The following is a 12,578-nucleotide window of genomic DNA, read 5'->3' as shown; positions in this document are numbered from 1 at the left end:
GATGGCGACACTGTAGCGCGAAGGCGCCCGTGCGACCGGTACAGCGGGTGACAGCCGCCGCGGCGCTGTGCGGGCCGCGCGGCCGATACAGCCCCGGGGCATATCGCGCGGCCCCGATCAGCGATAGGCCACGCCGGGCAGCACGCACAGCATCTCGTACAGCAGGTTGGCGCCCAGCAAGGCGGTGTTGCCGCTGGGATCGTAGGGCGGCGACACTTCGACCAGGTCGCAGCCCACCAGATTCAGCCCGCGGCAGCCGCGCACGATCTCCAGCGCCTGCGGCACGCTCAGGCCCCCGACTTCGGGCGTGCCGGTGCCGCCCGCGTAGGCCGGGTCGATGCCGTCGATATCGAAGCTCAGGTAGGTGGGAGTGTCCGGCCCGATGGCGGCCCGCACCTCGGCCATCAGCGGCGCCAGCGAGCGCCACCAGACCTCGTGCGCGGGCACGATGTGAAAGCCCTGCGCCCGCGGCCAGTCGAAGTCGTCCGCCGCGTAGCCCGTGCCGCGCAGGCCGATCTGCCACACCTTGTCCCCTTGCAGCAGGCCGTCCTCCACCGCGCGGCGAAAGGGGGTGCCGTGCGCCAGGGGTTCGCCGAACATGTGCTCGTTGACGTCGGCGTGCGCATCCACATGGATGAGGGCCACCGGCCCGTGGCGCGCGGCCACGGCCCGCAGGATGGGCAGCACGATGGTGTGGTCGCCGCCCAGCGTCAGCGGGATGCAGCCCGCATCGACGATCGGGCGGTAGTGCTGCTCGATGATCTGGACCGATTTGGGCAGGTGGAAGGTGTTGATCGGCACGTCGCCCAGGTCGGCGACCTGCAGCGTGTCGAACGGCGCCGCGCCGGTGGCCATGTTGTACGGGCGCAGCAGGCACGACTCGGCCCGGATTTGGCGCGGGCCGAAGCGGGCGCCCGGCCGGTGGCTGGTGCCGATGTCCAATGGCACGCCGATGAAGGCGGCGTTCAGCCCGGCGGGCGAGGTCGCGGCGGGCAGCCGCATCATGGTTGCCGGGCCGCCAAAGCGCGGCATTGCATTGCCGCCGAGGGGTTGGTGGGGCATGGTCGGTGGGGGGATGGGGTCAGCGCCGGCGGCCGCGCAGCCACTCCAGCGTCAGCATCAGGGCGGTGGTGAACAGCGTCAGCAGCGTCGCCACCGCAGCGATGGTGGGCGAGATGTTCTCCCGAATGCCCGTGAACATCTGCCGCGGCAGGGTGACCTGTCCCGGGCCGGCCAAAAACAGGGTGACCACGACCTCGTCGAACGAGGTGGCAAAGGCAAACAGGGCGCCGGAGATCACGCCCGGCGCGATCACGGGCAGGGTAACGCGGCGGAAGGTCTCCAGCGGCCCCGCGCCGAGGCTCAGGCTCGCGCGCACCAGGTTGGTGTTGAAGTTTTGCAGCGTGGCCAGCACGGTGGTGACGACGAAGGGCGCGCCCAACGCGGCATGCACCAGGATCAGCCCCAGGTACGAGTCGTTGAGCCCCAGCCGCGCGAAGTACAGATAGGTGCCGACCCCCACGACGACGATGGGCACCACCATGGGCGCGACCACGATGCTGTTGATCAACTCCTTGCCTGGAAAGCGCGTGCGCGCCAAGCCCATGGCGGCCAGCGTGCCCAGGACGGTGGCGATCACGGTGGCGGCCGGCGCGACGATGAAGCTGTTGCGCGCGGCGCGGATCCACTCGGGCGCATGCCACATCTCGCGGTACCAGCGCAGCGACCAGTTCTCGATGGGGTAGGCCAGGAAGGTGCTGTCGCTGAACGACAGCGGCACGATGGCCGCGATCGGCAGGATCAGGAAGGCCAGCACCGCCAGCGCCGCCAGGCGCAGCAGCCACCAGCCCAGCCGGTCGAACCAGCGGTAGTGCGAAGGCAGGTCGGGCAGCCAGCGTCGCATCGTCGGATTCCCCTTCAACCCAGGCTGAGCCCGCCGCGCGAGACACGCCGGTAGAACACGAACAGCACCAGCGTGGCCGACAACAGCACGGCCCCCAGGGCGCAGGCCATGCCCCAGTTGACTTCGACGTTGGTGTACTGGGCGATGTAGTAGCTGAGCATCTGATCGCTGGCGCCGCCCAGCAGCGCGGGCGTCACGTAGTAGCCGATGGAGGTAATGAACACCAGCAGGCTGCCCGCAGCGATGCCCGGGTAGGTCTGCGGCAGCACCACGCGCACGAAGGCCGCCAGCGGATGGCTGCCCAGCGAGACGGCGGCGCGCAGGTAGTTGGGCGGCACCGTCTTCATCACGCTGTACAGCGGCAGAATCATGAACGGCAGCAGGATGTGCACCATGGCGATGATGACGCCGGTGCGGTTGAACAGCAGCGGCAGCGGCCCGTTGGTCAGCCCGATGGTTTGCAGCCAGTGGTTGATGAGGCCGTTGTTCTGCAGCAGCACGATCCAGGCCGCAATGCGCACCAGCACCGACGTCCAAAACGGCAGCAGCACCAGGATCAGCAGCAGATTGGCGCGCCGCTCGGGCAGGGTGCTGAGCCAGTAGGCCAGCGGGTAGGCCATCAGCAGCGCGACCAGCGTCACGACCGCGCTGATCTCGAAGGTGCGCCACAGAATCTGCGAGAACACCGCCTCGTCGGCGGGGATGCGCTCGATCGCGCCGTTCACCGATCGGCGCAGGTCCACCGACGCCAGCAGGTAGTCCGGCGTCCAGCGCTGCGTGTTCTTGGCGATGGCTTGCCAGTAGGGCAGTTCCTCCCAGCGGGCGTCCAGCTCCAGCAGGGCCTGGCGGGCCTGATCGGCATTGCCGGGCGGGGCCGGCCAATCGCGCACGGCGCGGTAAGTGCCCATGATCAGCGAGCGCGCGCCGGGCGCCTCGCTGTTGAGGCGGCGGGCCAGGGCGCCGGCCCGCGCGGTTTCGGTGATGGCGCCCAGGTCGGAGGCGATGGCCGCGTAAGCGGCCGCGGGCGGCGCGGTGTTGCCGTCCCAGTCGGCCAGGGCCCGCGCGGTGGCCGGCAGGGCGTCGGCGACCTCCGGGTTTTCCACCGCGCGCACGAGCAGGCTGCCCAGCGGCACCAGGAAGAACACCAGCAGGAACAGCAACAGCGGAGCGGTCAGCGCCGCCGCGCGCCACTGCTGCCGGCGCTGGGCGCGGCGCAATTGCCGCGCCAAGTCGGCGCCGCCCGGGATCGCCACCGCCGCCGTCATTGCGCCGCCCACGCCGCGAAGCGCTTCTCCAGAGCCTCGCCCTGGTCGGCCCAGAAGCGGATGTCAAAGCGCAGCGCATCCTTGCCATTGGCCGGCGAGGTGGGCAGTTGCTCCTGCACCTTGGCGTCCAGCCGCGCCAGTGCCTTGTTGTTGGTGGGGCCGTAAGAGATCAGCTTGGCGTACTCGGCCTGCGCCTCGGGCGTGCTCGCGGCGGCGATGAAGCGGTACGCCAGATCGCGGTTGGGCGAGCCCTTGGGGATGACCCAGTAGTCCAGGTCGTAGATGCCGCCGCTCCAGCTGATCTTGAGGTTGCGGCCCTCGCGCTGGGCGGCGTCGATGCGGCCGTTGTAGGCGGTGGACATGACCACGTCGCCCGCGACCAGGAACTGCGGCGGCTGTGCGCCCGCTTCCCACCACTGGATGTGGGGCTTGAGCTCGGTCAGCTTGCGAAACGCCCGGTCCGCGCCTTCCTTGGTGGCCAGCACCTTGTACACGTCGGCGGGCTTGACGCCATCGGCCATCAGTGCGAACTCCAAGTTGTAGCGTGCGCCCTTGCGCATGGCGCGCTTGCCCGGGAATTTCTGCACGTTCCAGAAGTCCGCCCAGCTCGTCGGAGCCGTCTTCAGGCGGTCGCCGTCGTAGGCCAGAACCGTGGACCAAATGAAGATGCCCACGCCGCACTCATGTACCGCGGCGGGCTGAAAGTCGGCCTTGTTGCCGATCTTGCCCCAGTCCAGGCGCTCGAACAGACCTTCGTCGCAGCCACGGTTGACGTCGGGGCTTTCGACCTCGACCACATCCCAGGTGACCTTCTTGGCCTCGACCATGGCCTTGATGCGGGCCTGTTCACCGTTGTACTCCACACCGGTGATGCGCACGTTGTGGGCCTTCTCGAACGGCTCGAAGTAGGCCTTCTTCTGGGCCGCGCCGTTGGCGCCGCCGAAGTTGACCACGGTAAGAGATTGCTGCGCATGGGCGGCGGTGCCGCACAGGGCGGCGATCGCAAGGAGCGTGGCGGTGAGACGCATGGTCAGGGTTCTCCTGTGGGTGGGGGGGAAAGGGGTGTCAGCGGTAGCAGCGCACATGGGCCGCCGGCAGATGCAGCCGCAGGGTGTCGCCGGGGGCATGGGGCCGCTGCGACAGCGGGCGTTTGGCCGTCACCTCCGTGCCGCCGGGGCGCCGGCAGCGCAGCCGCAGGTGATCGCCGAAGTAGATGACATCGTCCAGCACGGCGTCGATCACGTTGCCATCGGGGCTGGGGCTGTCGTGTTCCAGCACCTCGATGCGTTCGGGCCGCACGCAGCAGTGCACGGCGTCGCCGGCAGCTGCGCCGTTGACGTTGAGGCCGCGCAGCCGGGTGCCATCGGGCAGCGCCACGATGGCGTCCGTGCCCGCGGTCTCCACCACGCGGCCCTCCAGCGCCGTGTTGTCACCGACGAAGGAGGCGACGAAGCGGTTGACAGGCGTTTCGTACAGGCGGTCGACGCGGTCGATCTGCTGGATCACCCCCTCGTTGAACACGGCCACGCGGTCCGACATGGTCAGCGCCTCGGACTGGTCGTGCGTGACGTAAACGAAGGTGATGCCCAGTTGCCGGTGCAGCGCCTTCAGCTCGATTTGCATGTGCTCGCGCAACTGCTTGTCCAGGGCGCCCAGCGGTTCGTCCATCAGCACGAGCTGGGGGTCGAACACCAGCGCCCGGGCCAGGGCCACGCGCTGCTGCTGACCGCCGGAGAGTTGCGCTGGGTAACGGTCCGCCATGCGCCCCATCTGCACCATGTCCAGTGCGCGCTTGACTTTGGCCTCGCGCTCCGCGCGCGGCATGCGGCGCACGGTCAGCGGATAGGCGATGTTGTCCGCCACCGTCATGTGGGGAAAGAGCGCGTAGTTTTGGAACACCATCCCGAAGTGCCGCTTGTGCGGCGGCGTGTGGGTGATGTCGCGCCCGCGCAGCCGGATCTCGCCTGCGGTGGGGGTTTCGAAGCCGGCCAGCATCATCAGCGTGGTGGTCTTGCCCGAGCCGGACGGCCCCAGCAGCGAGAGAAACTCCCCCGCTTCGATGTCGAGGTGCAGGTCGCGCACCACCAGGTGCTCGCCGTCGTAGGTCTTCTGGACGCCGGAGAAGGTGACCAGGGGGGCTTGTGTCGTCATGCGTCGTTGTCAAGTACCACTGGCGCGAATCTACCGGGCAATGGACCCCATCGCCGATACAGTTGGGGCCGCTCGTCGGCCCGGGTGTGCTGCTGTCACCTCCACTACAGGGAAACCCCTATGGTGCGCCGAGGGCGGTTGTGGCAGCGCCGTGCTGGCAGATGGTGCATGCCGCCGCGGCCATGCCCCCATGGGGTGCACCGTCCGCCGGCATGCCACGCTCAGCGCCCGCTGGAGCCGTCTGCCCATACTGCCCGGTCGGCGTTCAGCGCCGGGGGCGGGCGCTGCGCCGTGGGCCGCTGGCCGTCGAAGAGCACTGGATGCGCCACCATCGGGGGGCGGCCCGGTGCGGCGGGCAGCACCATGCCGCGCGCCTGCACATGCGGGTGGGCCATCACCTGCCCAATGTCATGAATCGGCGCGCAGGGCACGCCGGCCGTGTCCAGTTGCCGCACCCAATCGGCCGTGTCGCGTGTGCGGGTCCATTCGGCGATCTGCGGCACCAGGAGGCCGCGGTGTTCCACCCGCGCCGGGTTGGTGGCAAAGCGCGCATCGCGGGCCACCTCGGGGTGGCCGGCCACTTCGCAAAAGCGCTGAAACTGCCCGTCGTTGCCCACGGCCAGCACCAGGTGCCCGTCGCGGGTGGGGAACGCCTGATAGGGCACGATGTTGGGGTGGGCATTGCCCATGCGCCGGGGTGTGCGCTGGCCGATGAGCTGGTTGCTGGCCTGGTTGGCCAGCATGGCCACCTGCACATCGAACAGCGACGCATCCAGTACCCGGCCGCGGCCGGTGTGCTGGCGCTCGTGCAGCGCGGCCAGGATGGCGGTGGCTGCGTACACCCCCGTCATCAGGTCCGTCACGGCCACGCCCACCTTCTGCGGTTCGCCGTCGGGCTCGCCGGTGATGCTCATCAGCCCGCCTTCGGCCTGGATGGCAAAGTCGTAGCCGGCTTTGTGCGCCAGCGGGCCATTCTGGCCGTAACCGGTGATGGAGCAGTAGATCAGCCGCGGGTTGATGGCCTGCAGGTTGCGCGCATCCAGGCCGTATTTGGCCAGTTGGCCGACCTTGTAGTTTTCGATCAGCACATCGGCTTCGCGCGCCAGTTCACGCACCTGCTTGATGCCCTCGGGGCTGGCGATGTCGATGGCGACCGAGCGTTTGCCGCGGTTGGCGCAGACGAAGTAGGCCGCCACGCGCGCATCCCCCCGCGCCGGGTCGGGCTGCCACCAGGGCGGTCCCCAGGCGCGGGTGTCGTCGCCGCTGCCGGGCCGCTCCACCTTGATCACGTCGGCCCCGTAGTCGGCCAGGATTTGGCTGGCCCACGGGCCGGCCAGCACGCGCGACAGGTCCAACACCCGCACGCCCGCCAGCGGGCGGGGAGGCTCGGTACCGGCGCCTGGGGCGCCCGAAGTGGCATTCGGCACCATGGCGCATCAGGCCGAGAAGGCCGCAATGCCCGTGATCGCGCGGCCCAGGATCAGCGCGTGGATGTCGTGCGTGCCTTCGTAGGTGTTGACCACCTCCAGGTTCACCAGGTGGCGGGCCACGCCGTATTCGTCGCTGATGCCATTGCCGCCCATCATGTCGCGGGCCATGCGGGCAATCTCCAGCGCCTTGCCGCAGCTGTTGCGCTTGAGGATGGAGGTGATTTCCACCGCGGCCTTGCCCTCATCCTTCAGCCGCCCCAGGCGCAGGCAGCCTTGCAGGCCCAGGCTGATTTCGGTCAGCATGTCGGCCAGTTTTTTCTGGATGAGCTGGTTGGCGGCCAACGGGCGGCCAAACTGCTGGCGGTCCAGCACATACTGGCGGGCTCGGAAGTAGCAGTCCTCTGCCGCGCCCAGCGCCCCCCACGCGATGCCGTAGCGCGCGCTGTTGAGGCAGGTGAACGGGCCTTTGAGGCCGCGAATCTCGGGGAAGGCGTTTTCTTCGGGGCAAAACACCTCGTCCATCACGATTTCGCCGGTGATGGACGCCCGCAGCCCCACCTTGCCGTGCACGGCGGGGGCGCTCAGGCCCTTCCAGCCCTTCTCCAGAATGAAGCCGCGAATCTGCCCCTCATCGTCCTTGGCCCAGACGACGAACACGTCGGCGATGGGGGAGTTGGTGATCCACATCTTGGCGCCACTCAAGGAGTAGCCGCCCGGCACCTTCTTGGCCCGGGTGATCATGCTGCCGGGGTCGGAGCCGTGGTTGGGCTCCGTCAGGCCAAAGCAGCCCACCCATTCGCCGGTGGCCAGCTTGGGCAGGTATTTCTGCTTTTGGGCCTCGGTGCCGAATTCGTAGATCGGCACCATCACCAGCGAGCTTTGCACGCTCATCATGCTGCGGTAGCCGCTGTCGACGCGCTCCACCTCGCGCGCCACCAGGCCGTAACAGACGTAGTTCAGGCCCGCGCCGCCGTATTGCTCGGGGATGGTCGGGCCCAGCAGGCCCAGTTCACCCATCTCGTTGAAGATGGTGCGGTCGGTCTTTTCGTGGCGGAAGGCCTCCTGCACGCGGGGCAGCAGGCGCTCCTGGCAGTAGGCATGGGCGGCGTCGCGCACCTGGCGCTCGTCGTCGGTGAGCTGCTCGTCCAGCAGGAAGGGGTCGGACCAGGAAAAGCGGGCGTGGGAAGCCATGGGGATGTCTCACATCTGGAGGGGTTGCGAACGGGCCCATCCTAAGGCGGGGAATCGGGCTTGGCAAACGAAAAATTTTCGGTCAGATATGATCGAATCGAATAAAAGGCGTGCTGGTCTGCACGATGACCCGAGGCGTGACCATGAGGCGCAAGCTCCCCTCCACCCAAGCGTTGAACTGCTTCGAAGCCGCAGCCCGCCACCAGAGCTTCACCCGCGCCGCGCAAGAGCTAAACCTGACGCAAGGCGCCGTCTCGCGTCAGGTGGCGGCGTTGGAGGCATTTCTGGGTGTGCCGCTGTTCAAGCGCACCCAGCACGGCATGGCGCTCACCCCCGCCGGGGCCGACTATGCCCGCCAGGTGCGTCAGCGGCTCGACGCCCTGGAGCGCGACGCCGTGGATCTGATGGGCCGCCGCGGGCAGGGCGACAGCCTGACGCTGGCCACCGTGCCCACCTTCGCCACCCGCTGGCTCATTCCCCGCCTGCCCCGGCTGGCCGCGCAACACCCCGACTTGCTGGTGCATCTGGAAACCAGCACCCGGCCCTTTCTGTTCACCGACACCGGCATCGACGCCGCCTTGTGGGCGGGTACCCCGCAGCAGTTGCAGCAATGGGCCGGCACCCAGGCTACCCACCTGATGGACGAAGACGTGCTGCCGGTGTGCAGCCCGCGCCTGCTGCCCCAGGGCCAGCCCGTCGAGCCGGCCGCGCTGGCCGAATGGCCTCTGCTGCAGCAGTCCACCCGGCCCGAGGCCTGGCGCCAGTGGTTCGACGCCCAAGGTGTTGACGCCCCCCGCGCCATGGCGGGCCCCCGATACGAACTCTTTTCCATGCAGGCCGCCGCCGCCATGGCCGGCCTGGGCGTGGCCCTCATGCCCACCCTGCTGGTGCAGGCGGAGCTGGCCAGCGGCGCGCTGGTGGTGGCGTGCCCGCGGCCCTTGAAAGCCCAGCGGGCGTACTATCTGGTGCAGCCGCAGGTGACCGAGCGGCCGGCGCTGTCGGCGTTCAGGGCGTGGGTGATGGGGGAGTGTGGGCGTTGATGGCCGGGCGCCGATGTTTTACGCATACACTATGCGCATTCCGTCTGTCAAGGACTTTGCACATGTTCGCCTCGTCCAGCCCCACGTCTCGCCGAGTGCGCAACCGCTCCGCGGCCCGCGCAGGGGCTTCTCAGCCAGCCAAGCGAGCGGTCAATCTCAGCCTGAGCGCGGATGTGCTGGAAGACGCCAAACGGCTGGGTGTAAACGTGTCCCAGGTTTGGGATGCACACCTGCGTGAGGTGGTTCGCCGGGAGCAGGAGCGGCGCTGGCGTGCCGAACATATCGCATTTCTGGCCGCCTACAACCGCATCGTCGAGGCCGAGGGGCTGCCCTTGCAGGAGTGGCAGAGCTTCTGATGGCTCGCTTTGACGTATTCGCCAATCCCGGTCAGTTGGCGACTACCACGCCCTACTTGCTTGAGGTCCAGAGCGACCTCCTGGATGGTCTGGACACCACCGTCGTCATTCCCCTGCGGCGCCTGGACGCCTTCGGGGGATGCGGCCACCGGAGCGGTTGATGCCCGTTTTCGTGCTCGATGAGGTAGAGCTGGTGCTGGAGACCCCCAAGTTGGGCGCTATTCCACGCCGACTGCTGCGCCGCCGGGTGGATAACTGGTCAGCGCAACAGGATGTGATCAACGGGGCGTTGGATTTTCTGTTTCACGGGTTTTGAGAGAGTGCGGCCAAGCCGCACTCCCCCTCACCCCTTGGCCGCCTTCAGCGCCTCACCCATGATGGCCAGCCCTTCGTCCAGCAGCGCATCGCTGGCGGTCAGGGGCACCAGAATGCGGATGACGTTGGCGTACACGCCGCACGACAGCAGCACCAGCCCGCGCTTGAGCGCTTCGGCGCACATGCGCTTGGTGAGTTCAACGGCGGGCTTGCTGTGGTCGCCGCCGTCGAACAGTTCGATGGCCACCATGGCACCCAGGCCGCGCACGTCCTGAATCTCGGGGTGCTGTTGCGCCAGGGCGCGCAGTCCGGCTTGCAGGCGCTCGCCCACGGCGCGGGAGCGCTCCAGCAGCCGCTCTTCCTCGAACACGTCCAGCACGGCCAGCGCGGCGGCGCAGGCGAGCGGGTTGCCGGCGTAAGTGCCGCCCAGGCCGCCCGGCAGGGGCTTGTCCATGATCTCGGCCTTGCCGATGACTGCGGACAGGGGAAAGCCCCCCGCCATGCTCTTGGCCATGGTGATGAGGTCGGGCGCCACGCCCCACTGTTCGCAGGCCAGCCAGGTGCCGGTGCGGCCGGCGCCGGTTTGCACCTCGTCGGCGATCAGCACGATGCCGTGCTGGTCGCACAGCGCGCGCAGGGCCTGGGCGAACTCGCGCGGGGCCACGTAGAAGCCGCCCTCGCCTTGCACCGGCTCCAGGATGATGGCGGCCACGCGCTGCGGCTCCACGTCGTATTTGAAGATGTGCTCCACCGAGCGCAGGGCGTCGGCCACGCTGATGCCGTGCAGCGGGTTGGGGTATTCGGCGTGGTAGATCTCGGCCGGGAAGGGGCCAAAGCCCGCTTTGTACGGCGCCACCTTGCCGGTCAGCGCCATGCCCAGCAGGGTGCGGCCGTGGAAGCCGCCGCCGAAGGCGATCACGGCCTGGCGCTGGGTGGCTGCGCGCGCAATTTTGATGGCGTTTTCCACCGCCTCGGCCCCGGTGGACAGGAAGAAGGCTTTCTTGGCGAAGTTGCCCGGCGCCTTGGCGATCAGGCGCTCGGCCAGCTCGACATACGGCTCGTAGGCCAGTACCTGGAAGCAGGTGTGGTGCACCTTGTCGAGCTGGGCCTTGACGGCCTCGACGATCTTGGGGTGGCGGTGGCCGGTGTTGAGCACGGCGATGCCGCCGGCAAAGTCGATGTAGCGGCGGCCCTCGACGTCCCAGATCTCGGCGCCTTCGGCATGGTCGGCAAAGACCTCGTAGGTCTGGCCCAGGCCGGCGGGCAGGGCGGCGCGGCGGCGGGCCATCAGCGCGGCGTTGGTCTTGGCGGCGGATTGCAGTTGGGGGTCGCTGTGCATGGGGGTCTCCGGTCGAGGGACGGCGGCGCGAGGGAACGGCCGCCACGATGGATGGCACTGTATCGGCCCACTGGCCCGATAACATATACAGAGGCGTCTTTTGTGCCGATGCACTGTATTGCCCCGACGCCCGATACAGCCCGATACAGATTGGCCCCGATGTTTACCCTGGACCCCCAACACCCCACGCCCCTGGTGCTGCAGATCGTCGATGGTTTTCGCGAGCTGATCCGCGCCGGCGTGCTGCGCCCCGGGGCCAAGGCGCCATCGATCCGGCAGTTTGCGCATGCACATGGCGTGAGCGTGTACACCGTGGTCGATGCCTACGATCGGCTGGTGGCGCTGGGGTACTTCGTCTCGCGGCCGCACTCGGGGTTTTTCGTGCGCAGCCGCGAGAGCCAGGCGGAGGCGGCGGCCGGGCCAGGGCCCCAGTACCACTTCGACTCCATGTGGTATTTACGGCGGGTGTTCGAGAACCGCAACCTGCGCCTCAAGCCCGGCTGCGGCTGGCTGCCCAACGACTGGCTGTTTGGCGACGGACTCAAGCGCAGCCTGCGTGCGCTGGCGGGCGATTCGGTGGATTTGGGCGGATACGGCGAGCCCAAGGGCTTTACCCCGCTGCGGCAACTGGTGCGCGACCTGCTGGCTGAGCAGGAAATCGTGCTGACCAGCGACCAGGTGCTGCTGACGCACGGCTCCAGCCAGGCGATGGATCTGGTGGCGCGGCGCTTGGTGCAGCCGGGCGATGCGGTGTTGGTGGACGAGCCCGGCTACCCAAACCTGCTGTTCTCGCTGCGTTTTTTGGGAGCGCGGCTGATCGGCGTGCCCCGCACCCCGCAGGGCTGGGACCTAGCCGCGCTGGAAGCGCGCATTCTGGAGCACCGGCCCAAGGTTTTTTTCACCCAGCCGCGGTTGCAAAGCCCCACCGGGTCCGTGGCGCATCTGTCCCATCTGCACCGGGTGGTGCAACTGGCCGAACGCCACCAACTGCGCGTCGTGGAAAACGACATCTACGCCGATCTGGACCCGGAGCCGCGTCCGTCGCTCGCCAGCCTGGACCAGTTGCAGCGCGTGGTGCACATCGGCAGTTTTTCCAAAACGATCTCGCCCAACCTGCGCGTCGGCTACGTCGCCGCGCACCCCGATGTGCTGGAGGACTTGGCGCAGCTCAAGATGATCTCGGGGCTGACGTCATCGGAGTTTTCGGAGCGCCTGGCCTACGGGGCGCTGATCGACGGGCGCTGGCGCAAGCACCTGCGCGTGCTGCGCCAGCGTCTGGCCGATGCGCACCAGCGTACCGCCGAGCGGCTGGAGCGCAAGGGCTTCGGGCTGTTTGCGCAGCCCGCGGCGGGCATGTTCCTGTGGGCGCGGCACCCGGCGATCGATAACGCCTCGACGCTGGCCTATCAGGCGGCGGAGCAGGACATCCTGCTCGGGCCGGGTCACTTGTTTGGGCTGGATTTGTCACCCAGCCCATGGCTGCGTTTCAATGTCGCCTTCTGCGAAGACGAGGCGCTGTGGCGCTTTTTGTCCGAGGCCACGGGCGGGCGTTGACGGCGCGGCCCCGCCGGGGCAGGCGGAGGTGAGG

At 68.4% G+C, this 12,578-nt stretch carries 13 protein-coding genes; 5 read left to right on the top strand and 8 right to left on the bottom strand.

Going from position 1 to position 12,578, the window contains the following annotated elements; genetic code table 11:
- Positions 1–117: 117 nt before the first annotated feature.
- The 7 genes from speB to A9O67_RS04000 form a co-directional block, all read right to left on the bottom strand.
- Positions 118–1,062, bottom strand: coding sequence for an agmatinase (gene speB, locus A9O67_RS04030; protein ID WP_068607569.1), 945 nt, complete (start codon positions 1,060–1,062; stop codon positions 118–120).
- Between the two features lie 19 nt (positions 1,063–1,081).
- Positions 1,082–1,903, bottom strand: coding sequence for an ABC transporter permease (locus A9O67_RS04025; protein WP_068607568.1), 822 nt, complete (start codon positions 1,901–1,903; stop codon positions 1,082–1,084).
- 14 nt (positions 1,904–1,917) lie between these two features.
- Entirely contained in the window at positions 1,918–3,168 is a 1,251-nt protein-coding gene (locus A9O67_RS04020; RefSeq protein ID WP_068607566.1) for an ABC transporter permease, read from the bottom strand.
- Positions 3,165–4,196: an ABC transporter substrate-binding protein gene (locus tag A9O67_RS04015; protein ID WP_068607564.1), complete on the bottom strand. Its 1,032-nt coding sequence runs from the start codon at positions 4,194–4,196 to the stop codon at positions 3,165–3,167. Before A9O67_RS04015 ends, A9O67_RS04020 begins: the two co-directional genes overlap by 4 nt.
- Before the next feature lie 37 nt (positions 4,197–4,233).
- On the bottom strand, positions 4,234–5,319 hold the full coding sequence (locus A9O67_RS04010) for an ABC transporter ATP-binding protein (RefSeq protein WP_068607562.1): 1,086 nt from the start codon (positions 5,317–5,319) through the stop codon (positions 4,234–4,236).
- Between the two features lie 221 nt (positions 5,320–5,540).
- Positions 5,541–6,749 carry a CaiB/BaiF CoA transferase family protein gene (locus A9O67_RS04005; RefSeq protein WP_068607560.1) on the bottom strand — a complete coding sequence of 403 codons (1,209 nt, stop codon included), beginning with the start codon at positions 6,747–6,749 and terminating at the stop codon, positions 5,541–5,543.
- Positions 6,750–6,755: 6 nt separating this feature from the next.
- Positions 6,756–7,940 carry an acyl-CoA dehydrogenase gene (locus tag A9O67_RS04000; RefSeq protein ID WP_068607557.1) on the bottom strand — a complete coding sequence of 395 codons (1,185 nt, stop codon included), beginning with the start codon at positions 7,938–7,940 and terminating at the stop codon, positions 6,756–6,758.
- 143 nt (positions 7,941–8,083) lie between these two features.
- Between A9O67_RS04000 and A9O67_RS03995 the strand changes: the two genes are divergently transcribed.
- From A9O67_RS03995 to A9O67_RS13940, 4 genes are all read left to right on the top strand, one after another.
- Positions 8,084–8,980, top strand: a complete 897-nt coding sequence (locus A9O67_RS03995) for a LysR substrate-binding domain-containing protein (RefSeq protein ID WP_068607651.1) — start codon at positions 8,084–8,086, stop codon at positions 8,978–8,980.
- A 62-nt stretch (positions 8,981–9,042) separates the two neighbouring features.
- Entirely contained in the window at positions 9,043–9,336 is a 294-nt protein-coding gene (locus tag A9O67_RS03990) for a type II toxin-antitoxin system CcdA family antitoxin (protein WP_082955345.1), read from the top strand.
- A complete protein-coding gene (locus tag A9O67_RS13945) occupies positions 9,336–9,497 on the top strand; it encodes a CcdB family protein (RefSeq protein ID WP_156682242.1) in 162 nt (53 codons plus the stop codon). The genes A9O67_RS03990 and A9O67_RS13945 overlap by 1 nt, the downstream gene beginning before the upstream one ends.
- Positions 9,497–9,652, top strand: coding sequence for a CcdB family protein (locus A9O67_RS13940; RefSeq protein ID WP_197484427.1), 156 nt, complete (start codon positions 9,497–9,499; stop codon positions 9,650–9,652). Before A9O67_RS13945 ends, A9O67_RS13940 begins: the two co-directional genes overlap by 1 nt.
- Positions 9,653–9,679: 27 nt before the next feature.
- Here the strand turns inward: A9O67_RS13940 and gabT are convergent, their stop codons facing one another.
- Positions 9,680–10,990 (bottom strand): 4-aminobutyrate--2-oxoglutarate transaminase, encoded by a 1,311-nt coding sequence (gabT, locus tag A9O67_RS03980; protein WP_068607553.1) that lies wholly within the window; start codon positions 10,988–10,990, stop codon positions 9,680–9,682.
- Positions 10,991–11,149: 159 nt separating this feature from the next.
- On the opposite strand from gabT, the gene A9O67_RS03975 reads away from it, so the two are divergent.
- Positions 11,150–12,544 carry an aminotransferase-like domain-containing protein gene (locus tag A9O67_RS03975; RefSeq protein ID WP_068607551.1) on the top strand — a complete coding sequence of 465 codons (1,395 nt, stop codon included), beginning with the start codon at positions 11,150–11,152 and terminating at the stop codon, positions 12,542–12,544.
- Positions 12,545–12,578: the final 34 nt, after the last annotated feature.

This window comes from Tepidimonas fonticaldi (assembly GCF_001675355.1).
GTDB lineage: Bacteria > Pseudomonadota > Gammaproteobacteria > Burkholderiales > Burkholderiaceae_C > Tepidimonas > Tepidimonas fonticaldi.
This window is presented reverse-complemented; position numbering and strand designations above follow the sequence as displayed.

What these genes read in the sequence shown, in the direction of transcription:
- speB (WP_068607569.1), bottom strand. Translation starts at nt 1,062, where the DNA reads ATGCCCCACCAACCCCTCGGCGGCAATGCAATGCCGCGCTTTGGCGGC.
- A9O67_RS04025 (WP_068607568.1), bottom strand. Translation starts at nt 1,903, where the DNA reads ATGCGACGCTGGCTGCCCGACCTGCCTTCGCACTACCGCTGGTTCGAC.
- A9O67_RS04020 (WP_068607566.1), bottom strand. Translation starts at nt 3,168, where the DNA reads ATGACGGCGGCGGTGGCGATCCCGGGCGGCGCCGACTTGGCGCGGCAA.
- A9O67_RS04015 (WP_068607564.1), bottom strand. Translation starts at nt 4,196, where the DNA reads ATGCGTCTCACCGCCACGCTCCTTGCGATCGCCGCCCTGTGCGGCACC.
- A9O67_RS04010 (WP_068607562.1), bottom strand. Translation starts at nt 5,319, where the DNA reads ATGACGACACAAGCCCCCCTGGTCACCTTCTCCGGCGTCCAGAAGACC.
- A9O67_RS04005 (WP_068607560.1), bottom strand. Translation starts at nt 6,749, where the DNA reads ATGGTGCCGAATGCCACTTCGGGCGCCCCAGGCGCCGGTACCGAGCCT.
- A9O67_RS04000 (WP_068607557.1), bottom strand. Translation starts at nt 7,940, where the DNA reads ATGGCTTCCCACGCCCGCTTTTCCTGGTCCGACCCCTTCCTGCTGGAC.
- A9O67_RS03995 (WP_068607651.1), top strand. Translation starts at nt 8,084, where the DNA reads ATGAGGCGCAAGCTCCCCTCCACCCAAGCGTTGAACTGCTTCGAAGCC.
- A9O67_RS03990 (WP_082955345.1), top strand. Translation starts at nt 9,043, where the DNA reads ATGTTCGCCTCGTCCAGCCCCACGTCTCGCCGAGTGCGCAACCGCTCC.
- A9O67_RS13945 (WP_156682242.1), top strand. Translation starts at nt 9,336, where the DNA reads ATGGCTCGCTTTGACGTATTCGCCAATCCCGGTCAGTTGGCGACTACC.
- A9O67_RS13940 (WP_197484427.1), top strand. Translation starts at nt 9,497, where the DNA reads ATGCCCGTTTTCGTGCTCGATGAGGTAGAGCTGGTGCTGGAGACCCCC.
- gabT (WP_068607553.1), bottom strand. Translation starts at nt 10,990, where the DNA reads ATGCACAGCGACCCCCAACTGCAATCCGCCGCCAAGACCAACGCCGCG.
- A9O67_RS03975 (WP_068607551.1), top strand. Translation starts at nt 11,150, where the DNA reads ATGTTTACCCTGGACCCCCAACACCCCACGCCCCTGGTGCTGCAGATC.